The 22,256-nt window shown below is 71.8% G+C and carries 18 protein-coding genes; 7 read left to right on the top strand and 11 right to left on the bottom strand.

Annotation, left to right across the window (positions count from 1 at the left end):
• Nucleotides 1–221: 221 nt before the first annotated feature.
• Nucleotides 222–1,745 carry an MFS transporter gene (locus OG485_RS19060; RefSeq protein ID WP_328669532.1) on the bottom strand — a complete coding sequence of 508 codons (1,524 nt, stop codon included), beginning with the start codon at nucleotides 1,743–1,745 and terminating at the stop codon, nucleotides 222–224.
• 452 nt (nucleotides 1,746–2,197) lie between these two features.
• On the opposite strand from OG485_RS19060, the gene OG485_RS19055 reads away from it, so the two are divergent.
• The 3 genes from OG485_RS19055 (at nucleotide 2,198) to mfd (ending at nucleotide 9,392) form a co-directional block, all read left to right on the top strand.
• Nucleotides 2,198–2,986 (top strand): ABC transporter ATP-binding protein, encoded by a 789-nt coding sequence (locus OG485_RS19055; RefSeq protein WP_326787307.1) that lies wholly within the window; start codon nucleotides 2,198–2,200, stop codon nucleotides 2,984–2,986.
• A complete protein-coding gene (locus OG485_RS19050; RefSeq protein WP_328669531.1) occupies nucleotides 2,983–5,562 on the top strand; it encodes an ABC transporter permease in 2,580 nt (859 codons plus the stop codon). Before OG485_RS19055 ends, OG485_RS19050 begins: the two co-directional genes overlap by 4 nt.
• Nucleotides 5,563–5,840: 278 nt before the next feature.
• Entirely contained in the window at nucleotides 5,841–9,392 is a 3,552-nt protein-coding gene (mfd, locus tag OG485_RS19045) for a transcription-repair coupling factor (RefSeq protein WP_328669530.1), read from the top strand.
• A gap of 116 nt (nucleotides 9,393–9,508) precedes the next feature.
• Here the strand turns inward: mfd and OG485_RS19040 are convergent, their stop codons facing one another.
• On the bottom strand, nucleotides 9,509–10,123 hold the full coding sequence (locus tag OG485_RS19040; protein ID WP_328669529.1) for a TetR/AcrR family transcriptional regulator: 615 nt from the start codon (nucleotides 10,121–10,123) through the stop codon (nucleotides 9,509–9,511).
• Between the two features lie 106 nt (nucleotides 10,124–10,229).
• On the opposite strand from OG485_RS19040, the gene OG485_RS19035 reads away from it, so the two are divergent.
• A complete protein-coding gene (locus tag OG485_RS19035) occupies nucleotides 10,230–11,174 on the top strand; it encodes an SCO6745 family protein (RefSeq protein WP_328669528.1) in 945 nt (314 codons plus the stop codon).
• A gap of 137 nt (nucleotides 11,175–11,311) precedes the next feature.
• On the opposite strand, the gene OG485_RS19030 is transcribed toward OG485_RS19035, so the two are convergent.
• Nucleotides 11,312–11,503, bottom strand: coding sequence for an antitoxin (locus tag OG485_RS19030; protein WP_328669527.1), 192 nt, complete (start codon nucleotides 11,501–11,503; stop codon nucleotides 11,312–11,314).
• A 160-nt stretch (nucleotides 11,504–11,663) separates the two neighbouring features.
• Between OG485_RS19030 and OG485_RS19025 the strand changes: the two genes are divergently transcribed.
• Complete coding sequence (locus OG485_RS19025) at nucleotides 11,664–12,392, top strand: HNH endonuclease family protein (RefSeq protein ID WP_328669526.1); 729 nt, start codon at nucleotides 11,664–11,666, stop codon at nucleotides 12,390–12,392.
• Between the two features lie 96 nt (nucleotides 12,393–12,488).
• Here OG485_RS19025 and OG485_RS19020 read toward each other — a convergent pair whose 3' ends face one another.
• The 4 genes from OG485_RS19020 to OG485_RS19005 all read right to left on the bottom strand — a co-directional run bounded on the left by OG485_RS19020 (nucleotide 12,489) and on the right by OG485_RS19005 (nucleotide 17,004).
• Nucleotides 12,489–13,823 (bottom strand): hypothetical protein, encoded by a 1,335-nt coding sequence (locus OG485_RS19020; protein ID WP_328669525.1) that lies wholly within the window; start codon nucleotides 13,821–13,823, stop codon nucleotides 12,489–12,491.
• A 205-nt stretch (nucleotides 13,824–14,028) separates the two neighbouring features.
• Nucleotides 14,029–15,891, bottom strand: a complete 1,863-nt coding sequence (locus OG485_RS19015) for a hypothetical protein (RefSeq protein WP_328669524.1) — start codon at nucleotides 15,889–15,891, stop codon at nucleotides 14,029–14,031.
• Nucleotides 15,892–15,956: 65 nt separating this feature from the next.
• Nucleotides 15,957–16,139 (bottom strand): DUF397 domain-containing protein, encoded by a 183-nt coding sequence (locus tag OG485_RS19010; RefSeq protein ID WP_328669523.1) that lies wholly within the window; start codon nucleotides 16,137–16,139, stop codon nucleotides 15,957–15,959.
• Nucleotides 16,140–16,149: 10 nt separating this feature from the next.
• Nucleotides 16,150–17,004, bottom strand: a complete 855-nt coding sequence (locus OG485_RS19005) for a helix-turn-helix domain-containing protein (RefSeq protein WP_328669522.1) — start codon at nucleotides 17,002–17,004, stop codon at nucleotides 16,150–16,152.
• Between the two features lie 242 nt (nucleotides 17,005–17,246).
• On the opposite strand from OG485_RS19005, the gene OG485_RS19000 reads away from it, so the two are divergent.
• Nucleotides 17,247–17,732: an ATP-binding protein gene (locus OG485_RS19000; protein WP_328669521.1), complete on the top strand. Its 486-nt coding sequence runs from the start codon at nucleotides 17,247–17,249 to the stop codon at nucleotides 17,730–17,732.
• On the opposite strand, the gene OG485_RS18995 is transcribed toward OG485_RS19000, so the two are convergent.
• The 4 genes from OG485_RS18995 to OG485_RS18980 form a co-directional block, all read right to left on the bottom strand.
• Nucleotides 17,722–17,844, bottom strand: a complete 123-nt coding sequence (locus OG485_RS18995; RefSeq protein ID WP_328669520.1) for a hypothetical protein — start codon at nucleotides 17,842–17,844, stop codon at nucleotides 17,722–17,724. The genes OG485_RS19000 and OG485_RS18995 overlap by 11 nt on opposite strands.
• A gap of 13 nt (nucleotides 17,845–17,857) precedes the next feature.
• The gene (locus OG485_RS18990; RefSeq protein ID WP_328669519.1) at nucleotides 17,858–18,220 is read right to left on the bottom strand and encodes a hypothetical protein; all 363 of its coding nucleotides are present in this window, start codon (nucleotides 18,218–18,220) and stop codon (nucleotides 17,858–17,860) included.
• An 88-nt stretch (nucleotides 18,221–18,308) separates the two neighbouring features.
• The gene (locus OG485_RS18985; RefSeq protein WP_328669518.1) at nucleotides 18,309–19,028 is read right to left on the bottom strand and encodes a hypothetical protein; all 720 of its coding nucleotides are present in this window, start codon (nucleotides 19,026–19,028) and stop codon (nucleotides 18,309–18,311) included.
• A 182-nt stretch (nucleotides 19,029–19,210) separates the two neighbouring features.
• Nucleotides 19,211–19,666, bottom strand: coding sequence for a hypothetical protein (locus tag OG485_RS18980; RefSeq protein ID WP_328669517.1), 456 nt, complete (start codon nucleotides 19,664–19,666; stop codon nucleotides 19,211–19,213).
• 198 nt (nucleotides 19,667–19,864) lie between these two features.
• Here OG485_RS18980 and OG485_RS18975 point away from each other — a divergent pair, with 198 nt between their 5' ends.
• A complete protein-coding gene (locus tag OG485_RS18975) occupies nucleotides 19,865–22,096 on the top strand; it encodes an N-6 DNA methylase (RefSeq protein ID WP_328669516.1) in 2,232 nt (743 codons plus the stop codon).
• The last annotated feature ends 160 nt before the right edge of the window (nucleotides 22,097–22,256 follow it).

Genomic DNA, 22,256 nt, shown 5'->3' with positions numbered 1-22,256 from the left:
GGTCCGGGGCGGGACCGCAGGGAGCGGGGGGTGAGCAGCGCGCACGCTACTCGTAGGTAGCGGGGCCGCGCGACCGTTTCGCCGAACTGGGCGGTCGGTACGCGCTTACTTCGGTGACCTGGGGTGTTACCCGCGTTTACCTGTGGAGTTCTTCTGGAGCCACCCTGGAGATTCCTCGGTTTTCACGTGCGGAAGCGGGTGTTCCGCCGTGACGGCCGGGGTCAGTCCGTGGGGTCGTCGAGGACCGGGAAGCGGCGCGGTGCGACGAACAGCAGGACCAGGAAGGCGAGGGCGGCTGCACCGGCGGCGCCCAGATAGACGGCGTGGACCGCGTCGGCGACCGCGCTCCGCAACTGTCCGTCCGGAGTACCCGAGTTCAGTGCCCGGGTCACCGCGTCGAGATCGCCGGCGCCGCCGAGCCGCGCGGCCAGCACCCCGTTGGCGACGGCGCCGAACAGGGCGGCTCCGAGGGTCTGTCCGGTCTGCCGGCAGAACAGGACGGAGGCGGTGGTCGTCCCGCGTTCGGCCCATCCGACGGTGGACTGGACGCCGATGAGCAGAGGGAGCTGGAAGAGTCCGAGCGCGCCGCCCAGCAGCAGCATCAGCAGGACGGGCTGCCACGCCTCGCCCGGGTAGGGCAGGAAGGGGAAGGCGAGCAGGAGCAGGCCCGCCGCGCCGATGCCGAGCACGGCCGTGTCGCGGAAGCCGATGCGGCGGTAGACGTGCTGGCTCAGCGCCGCCGACACCGGCCAGCTCAACGTCCATACGGAGAGCACGAATCCGGCGGCGACCGGGGCGAGGCCGAGGACCGCCTGCGCGTAGGTGGGCAGGAAGACCGTGGGCGCGACCATGAGCAGGCCCAGTGCCCCGAGCGCCAGGTTGACCGCGGCGATCGTCCGGCGGCGCCACACCCAGCCCGGGATGATGGGTTCGGCGGCCCGCCGCTCGACGGCCACGACGACCCCGACCAGGCCGAGGCCCGTTCCGAACAGGGCGATCGAGGGGGCCGAGAGCCAGCCCCAGGCGACACCGCCCTGCACCAGCGCGGTCAGCAGGACACCGCCGCAGGCGAACACGGCGAGGGCGCCCGCCCAGTCGATCCGCGGCCGCCGGGCCGGGGCGGCCCGCTGCGGTTCGCGCAGATGACGGGTGATCAGCCACAGGGCGAGGGCGCCGACCGGCAGGTTGATGAGAAAGATCCACCGCCAGTCGGCGTACGTCGCGAGGACTCCGCCCAGGGCGGGACCCGCGACGGCCGAGGTCGCCCACACGGTGGACAGCTTGGCCTGGATCTTCGGGCGTTCCCCGAGCGGGTACAGATCGGCGGCGAGTGTCTGCACGGTGCCCTGGAGGGCGCCGCCGCCCAGGCCCTGGACGACGCGGAAGGCGATGAGCGCGGCCATGTTCCAGGCGCCGGCGCAGAGCAGCGATCCGAGCAGGAAGAGCGAGGCGCCCGCCACGAGGACCGGTTTGCGGCCGAAGGTGTCGGAGAGCTTTCCGTAGACGGGGAGCGTGACCGTGACGGCCAGCAGGTAGCCCGAGAACAGCCAGGAGAAGACCGAGAAGCCACCGAGGTCGCCGACGATCTGCGGGACGGCGGTGGACACGACGGTGGAGTCGAGCGCGGCGAGCCCCATCGCCAGCATGAGCGCCGCGACGACGGCGCGCCGCCGCCGGGTCTCGGCCCGGTCCGCGCGGACGGCGTGCTCCCGTACGACCGGTGTCCCGGTGTTTCCCTCGCCCACGGGATTCCTTCCCCCTGCATGTATCTGCCGGTGCCAGCTTCCCACTTGAGCCTCACGTGGGGGGAGGGTGGAGGCTGAGTGGGCCTGGGGGTGGACCCGACCCCGAGGTCTTGTCCACCGGAGGGTGGAGAACCCCTAGGGGGACCTCCGCACCAGGGCTCGGGGAGGGTTCGTCCCGTCGGAGGACGAGACGGGCCGAAGCCGTTCTTAACCTGGTCTTACGTCGTCGGGGGCGCCCTCCGGTCGTGCGGACCGCACCCACGGGGGTGGGGTTTTCCCCAGCAGAAGAGGGGGCCGTGCACCAGCGCGGCCGACCCCCTCACGACAGCAGACTTGACGACGTGACCGGCGCAGCGCGTCCGAACAGCGTGGACGTCCGTGGCCCGTCGCACCCGCTCGCAGACTTTCGCAGCCCAGCAGGTCCCCCTGCTGGCCGACTTAGGAGACATACCGTGACATCGGCTGTAAGCATTCCCAGGCACGAGGGCACTGGAGGGCGTACGGCCGTCGCCGCGCGGGCGCGACAGGTCGTCAAGGCGTACGGGTCCGGGGAGACCCGCGTCGTCGCCCTCGACCAGGTCGACGTGGACATCGCGCGGGGCCGGTTCACCGCGATCATGGGCCCCTCGGGGTCCGGCAAGTCCACTCTGATGCACTGCCTCGCCGGACTCGACACCGTCACCTCCGGTCAGATCTTCCTCGACGAGACCGAGATCACCGGGCTCAAGGACAAGAAGCTGACGCAGCTGCGCCGGGACCGGATCGGCTTCATCTTCCAGGCCTTCAACCTGCTGCCGACGCTGAACGCCCTGGAGAACATCACGCTCCCGATGGACATCGCGGGCCGCAAGCCCGACCGGGCCTGGCTGAACCAGGTCGTGGACACCGTCGGGCTCAAGGACCGGCTCAAGCACCGCCCGACCCAGCTCTCCGGCGGCCAGCAGCAGCGCGTCGCGGTGGCGCGGGCGCTGGCGGCCCGCCCCGAGATCATCTTCGGCGACGAGCCGACCGGAAACCTCGACTCCCGGGCCGGCGCCGAGGTGCTGGGCTTCCTGCGGCGCTCGGTCGACGACCTGGGCCAGACCATCGTGATGGTCACGCACGACCCGGTGGCGGCCTCGTACGCGGACCGTGTGCTGTATCTCGCGGACGGCAGGATCGTCGACGAGATGCACCAGCCGACGGCCGATCAGGTCCTGGACCGCATGAAGGACTTCGACTCCCGCGGGCGGACGTCATGACCGTCCTCAAGACCTCCATGCGCAACTTCTTCGCGCACAAGGGACGCATGGCCCTGTCGGCCGTCGCCGTCCTGCTGTCGGTGGCCTTCGTCTGCGGCACCCTGGTGTTCAGCGACACGATGAACACGACGTTCGACAAACTCTTCGCGGCCACCTCCTCCGATGTCACCGTGAGCGCGAAGAGCGCCTCGGACACCGGCGAGACGACGTCCGGCAACGGCAGGCCCCCGTTCATGCCCGCCTCCGTGCTCGACCAGGTGCGTACGGCGCCGGGCGTGAAGTCGGCCGAGGGTGCCGTCTTCTCCAGCGCCGTGACCGTCGTCGACGCCGACAAGGACAACCTGTCGCCCTCCAGCGGCGCGCCCACCATCGTCGGCAGCTGGAACGCCAACGAAGCGCGCACCATGAAGATCACCTCCGGCGCGGCGCCGAAGGGCTCCGGCCAGGTGATGGTCGACGAGGACACCGCCGACAAGCACCACCTGAAGCTCGGTGACGAGATCGGCGTGATCAGCGCCGTCGGCACGCACACCGCGAAGATCTCCGGCATCGCGCACTTCACCGTCACCAACCCCGGCGCGGCCATCTTCTACCTGGACACGCCGACCGCCCAGAAGACGCTCGTCGGGCGGACCGGCGTCTACACCAACGTCAACGTCACCGCCGCCGCCGGAGTCGGCGACGCCCGGCTGAAGCAGGACGTGACGGCCGCGACCGGCGGCCACTACAAGGTGCAGACCGCCAAGGAGACCGCCGACGCCAACAGCCAGGACGTGGGCGGCTTCCTGGACGTCATGAAGTACGCGATGCTCGGCTTCGCCGGGATCGCCTTCCTGGTCGGCATCTTCCTGATCATCAACACCTTCTCGATGCTCGTCGCCCAGCGCACCCGCGAGATCGGTCTGATGCGGGCCATCGGATCCAGCCGCAAGCAGGTCAACCGCTCGGTCCTGGTCGAGGCACTGCTCCTCGGCACGTTCGGCTCCGTCCTCGGTGTCGGCGCGGGCATCGGCATCGCCGTCGGCCTGATGAAGCTCATGGGCATGACCGGCATGAACCTGTCCACCGACGATCTGACGGTGGCCTGGACGACCCCGGTGATCGGCATGGTGCTGGGCATCGTCGTCACGGTCCTGGCGGCCTATCTGCCCGCCCGCCGGGCCGGCAAGGTCTCCCCGATGGCCGCCCTGCGCGACGCCGGCGCCCCGGCCGACGCGAAGGCCGGAGTCGTACGGGCCGTGCTCGGCCTGCTCCTCACCGGCGCCGGCGGCTTCGGCCTCTACCTCGCCGCCGACGCCACCAAGGCGAGCGAGGGCTCGATGTGGCTCGGCCTCGGCGTGGTGCTCAGCCTGCTCGGGTTCGTCATCATCGGCCCGCTGCTCGCGAGCGGTGTGGTGCGCGTCCTGGGCGCGGTCCTGCTGCGGGCGTTCGGCCCGGTGGGACGCCTGGCCGAGCGCAACGCCCTGCGCAACCCGCGCCGCACCGGCGCCACCGGCGCCGCCCTCATGATCGGCCTCGCCCTGGTTGCCTGCCTGTCGGTGGTCGGCTCCTCCATGGTCGCCTCCGCGACCGACGAGCTCGACAAAACCGTCGGCACCGACTTCATCATCCAGAACGACGGCGGCCAGCCGATCACCCCGCAGGCCGCGCAGGCGGTGAAGAAGACGCCGGGGCTGTCCCGGGTCACCGAGTACCGGATCACCGAGGGCGACTACACCACCCCCGACGGCAAGACGCTCAAGAACACCGACATCACGGCGGCCGACCCGTCGTACGCCACCGACCTGCGGACCAAGACCGTCGCCGGCGACCTGAAGGACGCCTACCTGCCCGACTCGATGTCGGTGCACGACAAGTTCGCCAAGGACCACGGCATCCACCTCGGGTCGAAGATCAAGGTCGCCTTCAAGGACGGCGCCACCGCGAACCTGACGGTCCGCGCCATCACCAGCAGCGACGCCGTCATCGACAAGGGCTCGAAGTACATCTCCATCGCCACGCTCGCCAAGTACGTGCCGGCCGACAAGATGCCGCTGGACGAGATGGTCTTCGCCTCGGCCAAGGACGGGCAGCAGGACAGCGCGTACAAGGCCCTGAAGTCCTCGCTGCACGACTACCCGCAGTACCAGGTCCGCGACCAGACCGACTACAAGCAGGCCATGAAGGACCAGATCGGCCAGATGCTGAACCTGATCTACGGCCTGCTGGCCCTCGCGATCATCGTCGCGGTCCTCGGTGTGGTGAACACCCTCGCCCTGTCCGTGGTCGAGCGCACCAGGGAGATCGGTCTGATGCGGGCCATCGGCCTCTCGCGCCGCCAGCTGCGCCGCATGATCCGTATGGAGTCGGTGGTCATCGCCCTCTTCGGCGCGCTGCTCGGCCTCGGCCTGGGCATGGGCTGGGGCGCCACCGCCCAGCAGCTCCTCGCCCTGGAGGGACTGAAGGTCCTGGAGATCCCCTGGCCGACCATCATCGGGGTCTTCGTCGGATCGGCCTTCGTGGGCCTGTTCGCCGCCCTGATCCCGGCGTTCCGGGCGGGCCGGATGAACGTACTGAACGCGATCGCCACCGACTAGGACCTGTCCGGTCGGGGGGCGGTCGAACGGGCCACCGCGTACGGGGGTCGCGGTGGCCGGGCCCGGGCCCGGGGAGTCACTTCCCCGGTCCCGGGCCCACGGCGCGTCCGGGCCTCGGGCCCGCGGCGCGTCCTGCTCCGGGGCCACAGCGTGTCCGGGCCGGGGGCCTCCGCGGACGGTCACGCGCGGGCGGGCGCGGAGTCGTAGGCTGGAGGCCCCCGGCCCGTCCCACGTGTCGGGCGTCTCGCGTTGCCCACTCCCCGGGATGGAAGCCTTTCATGAGCCTGCACGGTCTGCTCGACGCCGTCGTCAAGGACGCCGCCCTCACGGAGGCGGTGAAGGCCGCCGCCGACGGAAACCGGATGCATGTCGACCTGGTCGGCCCACCGGCGGCACGCCCGTTCGCCGTCGCCGCGCTCGCCCGCGAGACCGGCCGCACGGTACTGGCGGTGACGGCCACGGGCCGTGAGGCCGAGGACCTGGCCGCGGCCCTGCGCTCCCTGCTTCCGCCGGACGGCGTCGCGGAGTACCCCTCGTGGGAGACGCTGCCCCACGAGCGGCTCTCGCCCCGCTCGGACACCGTCGGCCGGCGCCTCGCCGTCCTGCGGCGCCTTTCCCACCCGCGCCCCGACGACCCCGAGACCGGCCCGGTGTCCGTCGTCGTGGCCCCCATCCGCTCGGTCCTCCAGCCGCAGGTCAAGGGTCTGGGCGACCTGGAACCCGTCGTCCTGCGCACCGGCGTGAGTGCCGACCTGGGCGAGACCGTCGAGGCGCTCGCGGCGGCCGCGTACTCCCGCGTCGAACTCGTGGAGAAGCGCGGCGAGTTCGCCGTCCGCGGCGGCATCCTGGACGTCTTCCCGCCCACCGAGGAGCACCCGCTGCGGGTGGAGTTCTGGGGCGACGACGTCGAGGAGATCCGCTACTTCAAGATCGCGGACCAGCGCTCGCTCGAAGTCGCCGAGCACGGCCTGTGGGCCCCGCCCTGCCGCGAACTGCTGCTCACGGAGGATGTCCGGGCGCGGGCCGAGGCCCTCGCCGAGGCCCACCCGGAGCTGGGTGAACTCCTCGGCAAGATCGCCGAGGGCATCGCCGTCGAAGGCATGGAATCGCTCGCCCCGGTCCTCGTCGACGACATGGAACTGCTGCTGGACGTCCTGCCCGAGGGCGCGATGACCGTCGTGTGCGATCCGGAGCGGGTACGGACCCGGGCCTCGGACCTGGTCGCGACCTCGCAGGAGTTCCTCCAGGCGTCCTGGGCGGCGACGGCCGGGGGCGGCGAGGCGCCGATCGACGTCGGCGCGGCCTCCCTGTGGTCCATCGCGGACGTACGGGACCGGGCCCGCGAGCTGGACATGATGTGGTGGTCGGTGTCGCCGTTCGCCGCCGACGGGGAGCTCACGGACGCCTTCGCCGGCGGGGTGGGGGACACCCTCAAGCTGGGCATGCACGCCCCCGAGACCTACCGCGGCGACACCGCCCGCGCGCTCGCCGACACCAAGGGCTGGCTGGCCGAGGGCTGGCACACGGTCTACGTCACCGAGGCGCACGGCCCGGCGGCCCGCACCGTCGAGGTGCTGGGCGGCGAGGGCATCGCCGCCCGCCTGGACACCGACCTCACCGGACTCGGCCCCTCCGTCGTGCACGTGGCGTGCGGCTCCATCGACTACGGCTTCGTCGACCCGGCGCTGCGGCTCGCCGTCCTGACCGAGACCGACCTCTCCGGCCAGAAGGCGGCGGGCAAGGACGGCGCCCGGATGCCGGCCCGCCGCCGCAAGACGATCGACCCGCTGACCCTGGAGACCGGCGACTACATCGTCCACGAACAGCACGGCGTCGGCCGCTACATCGAGATGGTGCAGCGCACCGTCCAGACCGCGACCCGTGAGTACCTGGTCGTCGAGTACGCCCCCGCCAAGCGAGGCCAGCCGGGCGACCGCCTCTACATCCCCACCGACCAGCTGGAGCAGATCACCAAGTACGTCGGCGGCGAGGCCCCGACGATGCACCGCCTGGGCGGCGCCGACTGGACCAAGACCAAGGCGCGCGCCAAGAAGGCGGTCAAGGAGATCGCCGCGGACCTGATCAAGCTGTACTCGGCGCGGATGGCGGCCCCGGGCCACGCGTTCGGCGCCGACACACCCTGGCAGCGCGAGCTGGAGGACGCCTTCCCGTACGCGGAGACGCCCGACCAGCTCACGACGATCGCCGAGGTCAAGGAGGACATGGAGAAGACGGTCCCGATGGACCGCCTGATCTGCGGCGACGTCGGCTACGGCAAGACGGAGATCGCGGTCCGTGCCGCGTTCAAGGCGGTGCAGGACGGCAAACAGGTCGCGGTCCTGGTCCCCACGACCCTGCTGGTGCAGCAGCACTTCGGCACGTTCTCCGAGCGCTACTCGCAGTTCCCCGTGAACGTCCGCGCCCTGTCCCGCTTCCAGACGGACACCGAGGCCAAAGCGGTCCTGGAGGGCCTGCGCGAGGGCTCGGTCGACCTCGTCATCGGCACCCACCGCCTGTTCTCCGCCGAGACCAAGTTCAAGGACCTGGGCCTGGTCATCGTCGACGAGGAGCAGCGCTTCGGCGTCGAGCACAAGGAGCAGCTGAAGAAGCTCCGCGCCAACGTCGACGTCCTGACGATGTCCGCCACCCCCATCCCCCGAACGCTCGAAATGGCGGTCACCGGCATCCGCGAGATGTCCACGATCACCACCCCGCCGGAGGAGCGGCACCCGGTGCTGACCTTCGTCGGCCCGTACGAGGAGAAGCAGATCGGCGCCGCGATCCGCCGTGAACTGCTGCGCGAGGGCCAGGTCTTCTACATCCACAACCGGGTCGAGTCCATCGACCGGGCGGCCACCCGCCTCAGGGAGATCGTCCCGGAGGCGCGGATCGCCACCGCCCACGGCCAGATGGGGGAGCAGGCGCTGGAACAGGTGGTCGTGGACTTCTGGGAGAAGAAGTTCGACGTGCTGGTCTCCACGACGATCGTCGAGTCGGGCATCGACATCTCGAACGCGAACACGCTGATCGTGGAACGCGGCGACAACTTCGGCCTCTCGCAGCTGCACCAGCTGCGTGGCCGGGTCGGCCGCGGCCGGGAACGCGGCTACGCCTACTTCCTGTATCCGCCGGAGAAGCCCCTCACGGAGACGGCCCACGAGCGGCTCGCGACGATCGCCCAGCACACGGAGATGGGCGCGGGCATGTACGTGGCGATGAAGGACCTGGAGATCCGCGGCGCGGGCAACCTGCTCGGCGGCGAACAGTCGGGTCACATCGCCGGCGTCGGCTTCGACCTGTACGTCCGCATGGTGGGCGAGGCGGTCGCGGACTACCGCGCCTCCCTGGAGGGCGGTGTGGAGGAGGAGCCGCCGCTGGAGGTCAAGATCGAACTGCCGGTCGACGCGCATGTCCCGCACGAGTACGCGCCGGGCGAGCGGCTGCGCCTCGCCGCGTACCGGTCCATCGCCTCCGCGAACACGGAGGAGGACGTCACGGCCGTACGCGAGGAACTCGTCGACCGCTACGGCAAGCTCCCGGAGCCGGTCGAGAACCTGCTCCTGGTGGCGGGCCTGCGGATGCTCGCGCGTGCCTGCGGGGTCGGCGAGATCGTCCTCCAGGGCAACAACGTCCGCTTCGCGCCGGTGGAGTTGAGGGAGTCCCAGGAGCTGCGCCTGCAGCGCCTGTATCCGGGAACCGTCATCAAGTCGACGGCCCACCAGATCCTCGTCCCGCGCCCGAAGACCGCGAAGGTCGGCGGAAGGCCGCTGGTGGGACGGGAACTGCTCGGCTGGACCGGGGAGTTCCTGGCCTCGATCCTGGGGTCGTAGGGGCCGGAGGCTCTTCCGCTCCTCGCCGCGGCCGGGGAGCGGGCAGGTCTGCGCGGATCAGGGACGCGTGGCTCAGGCCTGAGCGGATCAGGGCTCGCGGATCAGGGACGCGTGGCTCAGGGCCGCTCGGGGCGGAACAGCATGCCCGTCAGCGCGTGGAAGACCTCTTCGGCGTCCTGCCCGCCCACCTGGCCGTCCAGGTTGTGGCTGATCAGGAGGGTGGCGAAGCCGTGGGCCAGGGACCAGGCCGCGATGCCGGCGAGGCGGGTGTCGGGGCCGCGGCCCTCCGAGGGGAGCGCGGACACGGCGGCCCGCAGCCGCCCGCCGGCGAGCGTCCGGGCCGTCGTGAGCTCCAGGTCGTTCTCCCGGAGCAGCTCCGGGGCGAACATGACCTGGAAGTGGGCGGGATGCTCCCGCGCGAAGCGTACGTAGCGCACGCCCGCGTCGCGCAGGTCCGCGGCGTCGTCGAGCGCGGTCGCCAGGAGCCCGAAGCCCTCCGCGGCGATGGCTGTGAGCAGGCCGACGCGGTCCTTGAAATGGTGCGCCGGGGCGGCGTGCGAGACGCCCGCGCGGCGGGCCAGGTCGCGCAGGCTCACCGCGGAGGGTCCCTCGGCGGCGATGACGTCGAGAGCGGCGCCGAGGATCGCGCGGCGCAGGTCCCCGTGGTGATAGGGGCGCGCTGAGCCGCTGGTCTGCTCGGTGACCGGACCGCTGGTCTTCGCGGGATGCATGACAGCAGCGTACGCCCAATCTAGTCGTTGACAAGTTCGGGCGGCCGAGGCAATCTTGTCAGTGTCAAGTTGTGGAGCGTGTCGATACGTGACGAGGGGTGGAGTCATGTCCGGGAACGTGAGCGGGACGAGTGGGGCCGTCGGGGCGGGCGTCGCGGGCGAAGGTGGCGTCCCGGCGGACGGCGCGGGTGTCGGCCTCGGGCAGGTGCGCCGGCTCTGGCATCTGCTGGAGCCCCTGCACGCCGTGCTGTACTACGCGCCGGAGGCCTTCGAGGAGGCGGCGGCGCTCGGATACGGGACCGAGGAACGCTGGCCCAGCTACTTCCCCTACCGCGCGGCGCCGTTGGGGGCCGTCGGCGGACGGCGGGTGGCCTCCGCCTTCTACAGCTTCAGCCCGCGCATGGTGGGCGAACACATCGGCTCCGCCTGGCGGACGGCGAGTCCGGAGCAGATGCTCGCCGCGCGGGAGCGGGCCGTCGACCGGGCCTACCGCGCGATACTCGGCGACCGTGTCGACAGTCCCGAGCTGGCCGAGGCCGCCGTGTCGGCCCGCCGGGCCGCCGAGGCCGCCGACACCGCGGGCCGTCAGCTCGCCGCGGCCAACGCCGAGTTGCCCTGGCCGGAGGCCCCGCATCTTCAGCTGTGGCAGGCGGCCACGATCCTGCGCGAGCACCGCGGAGACGGTCACCTCGCCGCCCTGCTGGTCGAGGACCTGGACCCCGTCGAATCGCTGGTGTCCTTCGCGGCGATAGGCGCGGCCTCCGTGGAGCGCTTCGAGAGCCGCGGCTGGAGCCCGCGGGAGTGGGCCGCGGCCAGGGACCGCCTGGCCGCCCGGGGGCTGGTCGACGAGGACGGCATCGCCACGGAGGCCGGACGTGAGCTGCGCCAGCGGGTCGAGGACCACACCGACCGCCTCGCCGCCGCCCCCTGGCGGTCGCTCGGCCCGGACGCCGTCAGCCGCCTCGCCGATCTGCTCGGCGAGTTCTGGGTGGCGGTGCTGGGCTCGGGACTGCTGCCGTCGGAGACGACCCTGGGGATCGGAAAGGTCTGAACAGTCCGGACAGCCGCGACGGGGGGCGGTTTCGCGGGGCCGGGAGAGGGGGCGGTCAACGACACCGGCCCCACCCGGCGGGTGTGCCGCGGTGGGGCTTGGCGGGGCTTGGCGGGGAGGTTCTCGAATCGCTCCGGCTATGACTGTGGGGGCCGGTCGCGGTCGCGGTCCATGCCCATCGCGCCTTCGGCCTTCTGCTGCGCGTCGTCGACCTTGTCCGTGTATTTGTCGCCGGTCTTCTTGTTGACCTGCTTCTCGGCGGCGTCGGACACGTCCGATGCTTTGTCCTGTGCCGCCCGGTTGCTCTTGAACTTGTCGAAGATGCCCATCCAGAGCTCCTTCCGGGGTGACTCACGACCGACAATACGCCCGGCGTGCACCTCTTGCCCATTGATGCCCGGTATGGCCGGGGAATGCTGGCCATTACCGTGGGCAGACGGGAATCACGTCCGATCGGGGCGGACCGGGGAGGCGAAGGGGAGGGACGTCGTGCTGCGTCTGAGGGGTGGGGCGGCTGCCGCATTGGTGGTGCTCGTCATCGGTGCCGGAGTCAGCGGCTGCAAGAAGGATTCCCTGGGTTCGACGGGGCCGCAGGAGACGGCGGGCGGCGCCGGTGGCGCCGCGCTCGCCGCCGTGGACTCGCTGGCGGTCAAGGGGCGCGCGCCCAAGACCGGGTACAGCAGGGAGCGGTTCGGCACGGCCTGGGCCGACACCGACGCGAATTCGTGCGACACCCGTGACGACATCCTCAAGCGGGATCTGAAGGACGTGAAGTTCAGCGACGGCACGTGCAAGGTGTCCCGTGGGGTCCTCGAACCCGATCCGTACGGCGGCAAGGACGTCACCTTCGTCCGTGGCCGCAGCCTGGTCGACATCGACCACCTCGTCGCGCTCTCGGACGCCTGGCAGAAGGGTGCCAAGTACTGGGACGCGAGCAAGCGGATAGCACTGGCCAACGACCCGCTCAACCTCCGTGCCGTGGGCGCGAGCGCCAACCGCAGCAAGGGCGACGGCGACACCGCGACCTGGCTCCCGCCGAACAAGGCGTACCGCTGCACGTATGTCGCCGCGCAGGTGGCGGTCAAGAAGAAGTACGGGCTCTGGGTCACCGGCGCGGAGAAGGCGGCCATGAAGAAGGCGCTGGGCGGCTGCCCCGGCCAGAAGCTCCCTTCGGGCGGCAATCCGACCGAGGCGCCGAAGAGGTTCCACGCGAGGTGATGTGACGGGGCGTCGGCCCGTCGGCGGGGGTGTGACGGGTTCCGCGGCCGCGCGGAGACGGAAGGGGGCGAGCCGTCGCCCGCCCCCTCGCGGCTGTCAGACGGACGGGTTGACCACTACTGCGGCCGAGTTGTTCGTGGGGTCCGGGTCGAAGGCGAGGGACCCGCCGCCGGAGTCGGGCCGTGCGACGACGCGGCCCGTCGCGCCGGGGACGACCCGGTCGACGCGCAGCCCGAACGGGAAGCTGACGTCCAGGTCGGGGCTGGTCCACGTCGGCAGGGTGCAGACGTAGTGGACGACGTCCGGGGCGTCGCCCGGTGCCCTGGTCGTCCGGCAGGTGCGGGGCACGGACGTGGCGGTGGTGCCTTCCGGGAGATAGAAGTCGATCGCGACGAGCCTGTCACCGGAGGTGACGTCACCGACCCAGGCCGGGCCGTAGTTGACGAAGCGGAAGGCGGCGGTGACGATGTCGCCGGCCGCGCCGCTCACCTCGGTGCCCTTCATGGCGAAGTCGGCGGTGTTGTCGGCGTCGACGTGCCACACGCGGTTGTTGTTCGAGCTGTCGAGGTCGACGGTGGCTTCGTCGGCGGGATGGACTCCGTACTCGAACCGCTCGTGCAGCGCGTGGCCGGTGACGGCGAGCCGCAACGGCTCCGGCAGTTCCACGGTGGCTCCGGGCAGGACGTCCGTGTCGAAGGAGCAGGTCACGTGCGTGAACGCGTCGTCCAGTCGGGTGTAGGTGCACTGCGGGTAGCGGGTGACATCGAGGCCGTACGTCACCCACATCTCCATCTTGAAGCCGTGCGCGGTCTCGTTGCCGGTGTTCGTGACGGAGGACGGCACGGTCAGGCTGCTGCCGGGCGCGACGCCGGTGACGTCGTCCTGGGCGGCGCTGATGCCGAGGTCGATGCCGGACCCGACGGTGACGGACGTCGTCGCGCTCGGGGCGACGAGCGTGCCGTCGGTGCCGCCGGTGGCCTCGGCGGAGTACTCGATCGAGCCTTGCGCTCCCAAGGCGGCTTCGGCGTCGGCCCGCAGCTTGAGCCGCACGCTCGGGCGGTAGGGGGCCCGCACGTCCCCGACGTCGCACACGGCGACGGTGCCGGCCTCGTCCGGTGCGCAGTTGTCGGGCCAGGCCACCTCGGCGACCCCGTCGAGGTGGGAGACATCGACGGTCAGCCGCGCGTCGGTCACGGTGTTGTCGCGGTTGGAGTGGAACAGACCGAGGTCCAGCGTCCGGTACTGCGCCGTACCGCCCTCCGGAGCGACGGTGACCGTCGCGTCCCGCGGTGCCTCGATTTCCAGCTCGTCGCTCTGCGCCGCACCGCCGGCGAACGCGACCCCGCTCCCGAGCCCGGCGAGGACCAACGCCCCCGCGGCTCCGGCACATAACCCGCGACGCAGTACACGTCCGACGGACAGAGAACTCATTGCATCCCCCAGAAGGGCAGAGGTGACCCCGGCGAAGTGATCATCACCGGACGCCAGTTCGACTCCGTACCGGGGCGGAAGGTTGTAGACGAGGGGGATGCTGTGTGTGGTGGGCGGCGGTCGACGTCCGGCTACCTCAGCCGAGCCCGGCCGCGGACAGCCGCCGGGGCTCGGCTCGTCCGGCCCGTGCACCCGCCGAGCCCGGTCAGCCGATCGTGAGCAGCAGTCGGGACACGGTGCGGAGTTCTTCGTCCGGGTGGCCCTGGCCCGAGAAGGGGGTGTCGGTGAGGAGGCGCTTCGGGGAGGAGACGTAGGAGCGGAGGGCCGGGTGGAGTTCGTCCGGGGAACTGCCCGTTGTGGCGAGGGCCTTGAGGGCGCTGAGGCCTACCGGGGTCGGGCCGGCCAGGTCGGCCAGGACGGGGACCGCGCGGTCAGGGGAGCCGGTGATCCAGTGGTGGGCCTCGGCGGCCGCCTTGCGTGTCCAGTCATGGCCGGCCTCCAGCAGCGGCTCGATGCGGGCGAGCAAGGGAGCGGCCGCGTCGCCCATCGGCTCCAGACCGCTGAGGTACCAGTGGGACTGGCCCTTGGAGGCGAGCAGCAACTCGTAGGTGCGAAGCGCCGTTTCCGGGTCGCCGGTCAGACGGTGGTGGGCCACTGCCGCCGAGGCCCTCAGGGAGGCGTCCGTGCTCTGCGTGGCTTTGTGCAGCAGGCTGGTGATCTCCGGTGTGCTCACGCCGTTGGCGCCGAGCCGGCGCGCGGCGACGATGGCCGCGCGGCGGGTCCTGAGGCAGTCGATCAGTTCGGGCTCGGCCGCGCGGGCCTCGGCGCCGAAGGGGTCCAGGGCCCGGACGAGGGCGATGCCGTCGTTGCCGGTGGCGCCCGCGGCCAGCTCTCGGCGTATCACGGGTATCAGCCGGTCGGCCGCCTCGGGGAAGCGCTGTGCCGCCGCTTCGAGCAACCGGGCGGTGGGGCGCTCGAGCACCAGGTCCACGGCGCGCGGGTCGCGGGAGTGCGTCAGGGCGAGGAGCGCCGGTTCGGCGGTCTCGTCCTCGGCGCCGGCGTGCCGGTGGAGCGCGTTCCGGAGGTCGGCGTCCGGCTCGGGCAGGAGGTCGATCCAGTGGCCGATCACGCGGAAGCGGGTGCGGAGGGCGGCGGTGTCCCTCGCGTGAGGGAGGGCAGCCAGCGACAGGCTCAGAACCTCGTGTTCCTTGTCACGCCAGCTCGCGGCGATCCCTTCCGCCAGCCAGGAACCCTGGGAGCCGAAGTCTCCGGCCCCGATCCAGCGTGCGGCCACGGTGAGGCCCACATCCGGGTCCTGGGTGAGCAAGTCGGTGAGCCGCTCCTGGGTGGTTGTGTCCGACCAGGGGAAGTCGTCGTCCCCGGGGTCCGGCTCGGTGCCGTCCTCGGCGAAGATCTCCACGAGTTCCGGCGCGTACGGCGGTCCGGACCGCTCGGCGGCCAACTGCGCGGCGGCGAGCCTGACCTCGGGCAGCGGGCTGTCCAGGGGCTCCAGCGTCCGGCCGAACCGGTTCAGGACGATCAGGGCGTCCGCCCGTACGGCCGGGACGGGATCGTCGGTGTAGAGCGCTTCGACCTGCTCGACGGCGAGCGCCCGCGGCTCGTCCGGCAGCACGTCGGCCACGGTCGCGACCATCCGCAGCGCCGCCCGGCGTACCCCGCGCTCGGGGTCCTCCAGGCAGGGCAGCAACGCAGGGAGTACCGCGCACAGTTCCGAGCACACCGCGGCGACGTCACTGCGGGGCCAGTGGGGAGACTCGACGAAGGCGGGGCCGTGGTCGGCGAGGACGGCCAGCAGCATCAGCAGATCCTCGTGCTTGCGCGGTGCGTGCAGTGCGGCGTGCGCGAGGAAGGGGACTGCGGGGGCCGAGGCCTGGTAGATCGTGCCCTGGTGGTGGATGTTGCCGTAGAGCTCGTAGACCGCCTCGTCGGCGGCTTCCTCGTCGTCCTCGTAGAGCGCCCTGATCAGCTCCGGTACGTCCTCGGCGGAGCCGTAGGCGTGGGTCAGGTCGGACCACCGGACGTCGTCCAGCTCGGCCGGAGATCTCATGCGCACGCTCCTCGATCGATCAGGTGCGCCGACCCTACCGAGCTCCTCCGACAACGCCCGAGACGCTAGTGCCGGTCCGGCCGCAGGGCGGTTATCAGGGCGGCGAGTTGGCGCGGCCCGGTGGTGAGGATCGCCTCCGGTGCGTCGCTCTCGCGGAGGAGGATCGTTCCGGTGGGGGTGGTGGCGAGATAGACGCAGGAGGACGCCTCTTGGCTGTGGGTGGATTTCTGCCAGTTCAGTTCCGGCATCTGGGCTCCTTCAGGCGTCTTTGGCGAGTCGGGCGACGAAGTCGCGGGACTGGGTCTGAGAGAGGGCGACTTGTCGCATGCGGTCCAGTGCGAGGTGCTGACGTTCCAATTGGGCGGGTGCGTCGATGAGTTCGGCTCCGTGGTCGGTGTCGAGCTGGACGGTGTCGAGCTGACCGACCGGACCGTGGAAGTAGTCGATTCCCTGGCCGGACGTATGGAACGGGCCTCCGGCGAAGGGCACGACGACGATCGTGACGTGGTCCAGCTCGCTCATCTCGTTGAGGTGGTGGAGCTGGGCCTTGACCGTGACGCGGTCGCCGAAGCGCATGCGCAGGGCGGCCTCGTGGATGACCGCGGCATACGGCGGCGGCTGTTCGCGGTGCAGCAGTCCCTGGCGTTTGATGCGGTGCGAGACGCGGTGTTCGATCTCGTGGGCTTTCAGGGCGGGCACGGTGTGACCGAACAGGGCGCGGGCGTGGTCCGGAGTCTGCAGCAGGCCGGGGATGTTGATGATCTGCGCCACTCGGAGTGCCACGGCGTGGTGTTCGACCTCGGTGAGGTCCAGCATGCGTGGTGACAGGATCTCGCGGTACTCCTCCCACCAGCCCCGCCGACGCTCGCCCGTCATCGCCGCGAGCGCGTCGATCAGCGGCTCGTCCGTGCAGTCGTAGTGGCGGGCCATGGTGCGTACCCGGTCCGCGCTGACGCCGTAGCGACCGGCCTCGATGTTGCTCACACGAGACTGCGTGGCGCCCAGCAGAACGGCGGCCTGCGTGGCGGACAGGTCCGCGCGCTCACGCAGTCTCCGCAGCTCGACACCCAGTCGTCGGCGTCGCGCGGTGGGTAGTGGGCTCGGCTGCGGCATGAGCGGCGACTTCCCGTTCGTACGTATGGCGCGTGGGTCACCCACACGAAGGCATTAGGGGCTACATTCCCTTCGAGTCATGGAATGTAGTCCATGCAACGCTCTACGGTCATGGAGTTCAAGTCGCTCAACTCCCCCCGCCCGTAAGCCGGAAGCGCACCGCGCCCCGTACGTGCGCGACATGCCACCGCCCGGCCGGATCAGTCGAGCGAACCCGAATACCCCCACCGCAGGAGGCGTTCATGGTCACCGTATCCCCGCAGAAGTCCGATGCGTCCCCCTCTTGGGTGTACGCCCTCCAGCTGCCGCGCGATCCGCTCGCGCCCCGCGTCGCCCGGGTCACCCTCAGGGCCGTTCTCGGCGGGCACGGGATGGCCGATGTCGCCGACGCGGCCGAGTTGCTGGCCTCGGAGCTCGTCACGAACGCCTACCGGCACTCCGGCGGGGCCGCCACGCTTCGGCTGCGGGCGCTCGGCGGCGGCCGGCTGCGGATCAGCGTCTGGGACGCCGACCCCCACATCCCGCCCCCGTTCGACAAGCGGCACGGCGTGCTCGGTCCCGTACCGGCCGAGGCGGACGGCGGGCGCGGGCTCTTCCTCGTATGCCACTACGCGGACGCCTGGGGCGGGCACCCGCTCGGCGACGATCTGTTCGGCACGAGCGGGAAGCTGCTGTGGTGCGAGGTGGGGCCGCCGACCGCGGCGGCCCCGATGTGCGTCAGCGGGTGACCGGCAGGGCCCCGGCGAACACGTGGCCGTCGGCGCGGAGTCCGTGGCGCCCGGCGGGGACGGAGTCCGTGGCGCCCGGCGGCGGTGAGCCGCCCGGGGCCTCGGTCTTCACGTGCTGCCGGGTGTCAGCGCAGGTAGGGGTTGCCTGCCGCCTGGCCCGGCCAGGGGGCGGGGCCCGCGCCGGTCATGGCGTTGCGTGGAGTGGGTTTGTCGAACAGCGGGCCCGCCAGCAGCCACACGGCCAGGGCCAGGCCGGCGAGGACGACCAGGCCCAAGGTCGCCTCACCCTTGCCCGTCGGGAGGCTCACCAGCGACAGAAACGCCACCTCGTACAGCGCGAACGAGGCGAAGGCGCCCCAGTCGGATCCTCGCCCCCGGCGGATCGCCACGTACAGGAAAGGCACCCACACCAGCAGGCTGAACGATCCGACCGCCAGAACCGACCACGCCAGCCGCTGGAACCAGCCGGCTTCCACGCGCTTGTCCATCACACCCCCGAACTACCCTGCGAACCCCCGAGAGGATTCCCGGGCCCCCGAGAAACCGCTCGGGGGCGCCATGTTCCCATCCGGCGGGTCACGCGTGCTCGTGTTCGCCCTTCAGCGAGGTCACGATCCGGGCGGTCAGCTTCTTCGCCGTGGCCGCGCCGTTGTCGTGTCCGTCCGTGGACAGCACCGTGACGACGTCCGTCCCGGACTGCGCGGCGATCAGGGTCGACCCGTTCTGCCAGGCGCTGTTGGTCAGTGTGATCGTGTAGGCGGCGTCGCCGAGACCGGTGGTGTCTGCCCCGACGACCTTCACCTTGGTGTGCGTGTCCGCGTCGGTGTAGGTCGCGCAGGTGGCGACGGCCTTCTTCAGGTTCGCCATCACCTTCGTCGCGGTCGTGCCGCGGAAGGTGTCGATCTCCTGGGCGATGTCCTCGGACGTGTTCTTGCTGACGTAGTCGTTCTGGGCGAAGGAGACACCCGAGTCGCCGGTGATCGAGATCCAGCTGGTACCACCGAGCAGCGTGCAGTCGGGCTTCGCCGCGGGGGAGGAGCTCGGCGCCGTGTACGTGGTGCCGGAGTCCCGCGCGCCCTTCGGGTCGACAGCGAAACCGGCGGCGAAGAAGGAGGCGGGCGCCAGTGCCTTCTTGAGCTGCGCGCCCGTCAGCAGACCGGCGTCGGGATCCTTGGACGGCTTCTTCGCCGTGGCGGACGAGGCCGAGGTGCCGGTCGCGGAGGAGCAGGCGGTCAGGGCGAGCGGGAGCAGGGCGGCGGCGATCAGCGCCTTGGCCGCGCGGGAGGGATGACGCATCGGGATCTGTCCTTCGAAGGTGAGGTCGGAACGGGCCGAGTGCCCGTGTCCGGGTGGGGCTTTCGGTTGGCGGGGACTGGAAGGAGACGGGCGGGGCGTACGGTGGCCGATCGGCCGGCGGGCGGGCGGCGTGTACGGCCGCGGGTCAGCCGGGTGGTCGGGGCGTGGCGTACGACCGCCGGTCAGTCGGGTGGGCGGGGCGTACGGCGGCCGGTCTTCTTCCAGTCCCCGCAGCCAGACGTCTTGAAGTAGGTGTCCTTGGCGCTGATCGTGACGACGGCCGTGCCGGTGACGTCGCCTTCCGCGATGAGCGAGTCCAGGCCATGACCGGCGTCCTCGGCGCGTTCCCAGTGGCAGGAGCCGTCGGTGTTGCCGGTGGTGCGATAGGTGCCGGGCTCGATGTCCGGGCCGACCCGGAAGTCGCCGTTCCCCGCGAACGAGGCTTTTCCCTTCTCGGCCGCATCGGCCGAGCCGGTGTGCTGCCGGGTGCCGGGATATGGGGTCGTGGAGACCGAAGAGCCCCTGTCGGCGCCGCCGGTCGCGCGGCCATGGCCGCGGCTGTTGCCGTCGGCGTTCGCCGAGACGACACCGATGACGACGAGGCCCACAGTGGCGCTCAGCGCGGCCCTGCCCTTCATGCCCACGACTGCTCCCCTCCCCGCGGTGGACGCCTCGATGGCGGCCGTTCGTTCGCTGGGTCAATAAGACCAGAGCCTGTGAATCGAGTCAACACGATTCACGGAACCTCTTGTGTTCACGGTGTGAACGGGTAGATCTTGCCTGCGTCGGTATGCTCGACGCCACAGGGACGAGTCGGGACGAGAGGAGCGAAGCGAGTGCAGGACAACGCGACCGAGGTGACCGCCGCCGGAATCGCACGGCTGGCCGGCGTCGGCCGCGCGGCCGTGAGCAACTGGCGCCGTCGGCACGCCGACTTCCCCAAGCCCGTCGGCGGCACGGAGACCAGCCCGTCGTTCGCCCTCGCCGAGGTCGAGGCCTGGCTGCGTCAGCAGGGAAAACTCGCCGAAGTGCCCCTGCGGGAACGCGTCTGGCAGCACCTCGTCGGCCACCCCGAGGGCCCGGCCACCGCGCTCACGCACGCCGGTTTCGTGCTGCTGCTCATCCACGACCGGCCGACGGTCTGGCTGGAGGCGAGCACCGGCTCCGACGAGCGCCTCGCCGCGCTGTTGCCGACCGCGCTGGAGCAGGCGGTCACCCCCCGGTTCGGCCGCGTGCGAGGTGAACGGGGTGTTCACGCCGGAGCGGACGCGGTGTCCTCGTCGGCTGTGAACCGACCGGCGACTGTGAACACCCAGGAAGCCGATCCTGATCCAGGGCGGGTATCAGTGCCCCCGCACGCCCCGCACGCCCCGCACGCCCCGCACGCCTCCGTCATCCCTCCGGTCTCCGCAGTCCCAGCACCCCCTGCCGCCTCGGCCACCTCCGCGCTGCACCTCCCCACCGGCCCCCAACTGCTTCCCTCCGTCCCCCTCCTCCGCGGCGTGGCCGAGCTCGCCGCCGAGCTGGGTGCCCGTCAGGCTTTCGAGTTCCTGCTCGGGCGGCACCTCGACGCCAACCCGCGCCAGTACACGCCCACCCCCGCCGAGCTCGCCCGCCTCATGGCCGACCTCGCGGGACCCGCCCGCACCGTCCTCGACCCGGCCTGCGGCACCGGCGCCCTGCTGCGCGCCCTCGACACCGGCCCCGGTCAGGAGCTCCACGCCCAGGACAGCGCCCCCGAACTCGCCGCGCTCACCGCGCTCCGGCTCGCCCTGCACGGCCGGGCCACCGTGCGCGCGGCCGTCGGCGACACCCTGCGCGCCGACGCCTTTCCGCGGCTGCGCGCCGACGCCGTCCTGTGCCATCCCCCGTTCAACGAACGCAACTGGGGTCATGACGAACTGGCCTACGACCCCCGCTGGGAGTACGGCTTCCCGGCCCGTGCCGAGTCCGAGCTGGCCTGGGTGCAGCACGCGCTGGCCCGGCTGCGGGACGGCGGCACCGCCGTCCTGCTCATGCCGCCCGCCACCGCCTCCCGCCGTTCCGGCCGCCGTATCCGCGCCGACCTGCTGCGCCGCGGCGCGCTGCGGGCCGTCGTCGCGCTGCCGGTCGGCGCCGCGGCCCCGTACAACATTCCCCTGCACCTGTGGGTGCTGCGCCGGCCCGAGAACGCGCCCGGCCGGCCCGAGGTGCTGCTCGCCGACGCCGGGCAGTTCACCGGCGAGGGGCGTGGCGGCCCCGACTGGGGGGCCGTCAGGGACGTCGTGCTCGACGCCTGGCGGGCCCACGACCGGGACGGCACCCTCCCGGAGCGGCCCGGTCTGGCGCGTTCCGTGCCCGTCATCGAACTCCTCGACGACGACGTCGACCTCGCCCCGGCCCGCCACCTCCCGCCCCCGGCGGCGGCCGACGGTGCCGAACAGCTCGCGGCCGTGCGCGAGTGCCTCGACGAGACACTGCGGCTGGCCACCGGCCTCACCCCCTCGCCCGCCGTGACGGGGCAGCCCGCCCGCTGGCCGCTCACCACCGTCGGCGAACTCGCCCGCGGGAGCGCCCTGGTGATGCGTACGGGCGGGATCGGCGGCCCCACGCGGGTGCCCGTCCTCACCGACCACGACGTGCTCGCCGGCACCGGCCCCACGGGGACCCTGCCCGAGAGCGACGAGGAAGCCGTGCTGACGGAGGCGGGCGACGTGGTCGTGCCGGTGCTCGGCGGCGGCTCGGTGGTCCGGGTGGTCGACGGCACGACGGCGGGCGCCGTCCTGGGGCGCAACCTCGTGCTCCTGCACCCCGATCCCGCGGCGCTCGACCCGTGGTTCCTCGCCGGGTTCCTGCGGGGCACCGCCAACAACCGCCAGGCCAGCAGTTACGCGTCCACCGCCACCCGCCTCGACGTGCGCCGGCTGCAACTGCCCCGGCTCCCGCTGGACGAACAGCGGCGCTACGGCGCCCGGTTCCGCGCGCTCGACGAGTTCGAGCGGGCGCTCAGGCACGCGGGCCGGCTGGGGGACCAGCTCGTACGCGGCATGTACGACGGGCTCACGGACGGGACGGTGCCCCCGGGCTGAGGCCGCGCGCGCCCCGGGTGCCCCGAGCGGAGTGCCCCGCGTGCTCAGCCCGTCGCCCCGGGCCGCCGCGGGGCCGCCTCTCCCGACGTCACCTGCGGCGTCGTGCGAGGTGACCGGCGCGACAACGGTTCCGTACAACCCGGGACCGGTCGTCCGTGTC

The organism is Streptomyces sp. NBC_00328 (assembly GCF_036139655.1).
Taxonomy (GTDB): Bacteria; Actinomycetota; Actinomycetes; order Streptomycetales; family Streptomycetaceae; genus Streptomyces.
Note: the sequence above shows the minus strand (reverse complement) of the source record. Positions and strands in the feature narration are given on the sequence as shown.

Coding starts and splice junctions, on each gene's coding strand:
- OG485_RS19050 (WP_328669531.1), top strand. CDS start 2,983: ATGACCGTCCTCAAGACCTCCATGCGCAACTTCTTCGCGCACAAGGGA.
- mfd (WP_328669530.1), top strand. CDS start 5,841: ATGAGCCTGCACGGTCTGCTCGACGCCGTCGTCAAGGACGCCGCCCTC.
- OG485_RS19040 (WP_328669529.1), bottom strand. CDS start 10,123: ATGCATCCCGCGAAGACCAGCGGTCCGGTCACCGAGCAGACCAGCGGC.
- OG485_RS19035 (WP_328669528.1), top strand. CDS start 10,230: ATGTCCGGGAACGTGAGCGGGACGAGTGGGGCCGTCGGGGCGGGCGTC.
- OG485_RS19030 (WP_328669527.1), bottom strand. CDS start 11,503: ATGGGCATCTTCGACAAGTTCAAGAGCAACCGGGCGGCACAGGACAAA.
- OG485_RS19020 (WP_328669525.1), bottom strand. CDS start 13,823: ATGAGTTCTCTGTCCGTCGGACGTGTACTGCGTCGCGGGTTATGTGCC.
- OG485_RS19015 (WP_328669524.1), bottom strand. CDS start 15,891: ATGAGATCTCCGGCCGAGCTGGACGACGTCCGGTGGTCCGACCTGACC.
- OG485_RS19010 (WP_328669523.1), bottom strand. CDS start 16,139: ATGCCGGAACTGAACTGGCAGAAATCCACCCACAGCCAAGAGGCGTCC.
- OG485_RS19005 (WP_328669522.1), bottom strand. CDS start 17,004: ATGCCGCAGCCGAGCCCACTACCCACCGCGCGACGCCGACGACTGGGT.
- OG485_RS19000 (WP_328669521.1), top strand. CDS start 17,247: ATGGTCACCGTATCCCCGCAGAAGTCCGATGCGTCCCCCTCTTGGGTG.
- OG485_RS18990 (WP_328669519.1), bottom strand. CDS start 18,220: ATGGACAAGCGCGTGGAAGCCGGCTGGTTCCAGCGGCTGGCGTGGTCG.
- OG485_RS18985 (WP_328669518.1), bottom strand. CDS start 19,028: ATGCGTCATCCCTCCCGCGCGGCCAAGGCGCTGATCGCCGCCGCCCTG.
- OG485_RS18980 (WP_328669517.1), bottom strand. CDS start 19,666: ATGAAGGGCAGGGCCGCGCTGAGCGCCACTGTGGGCCTCGTCGTCATC.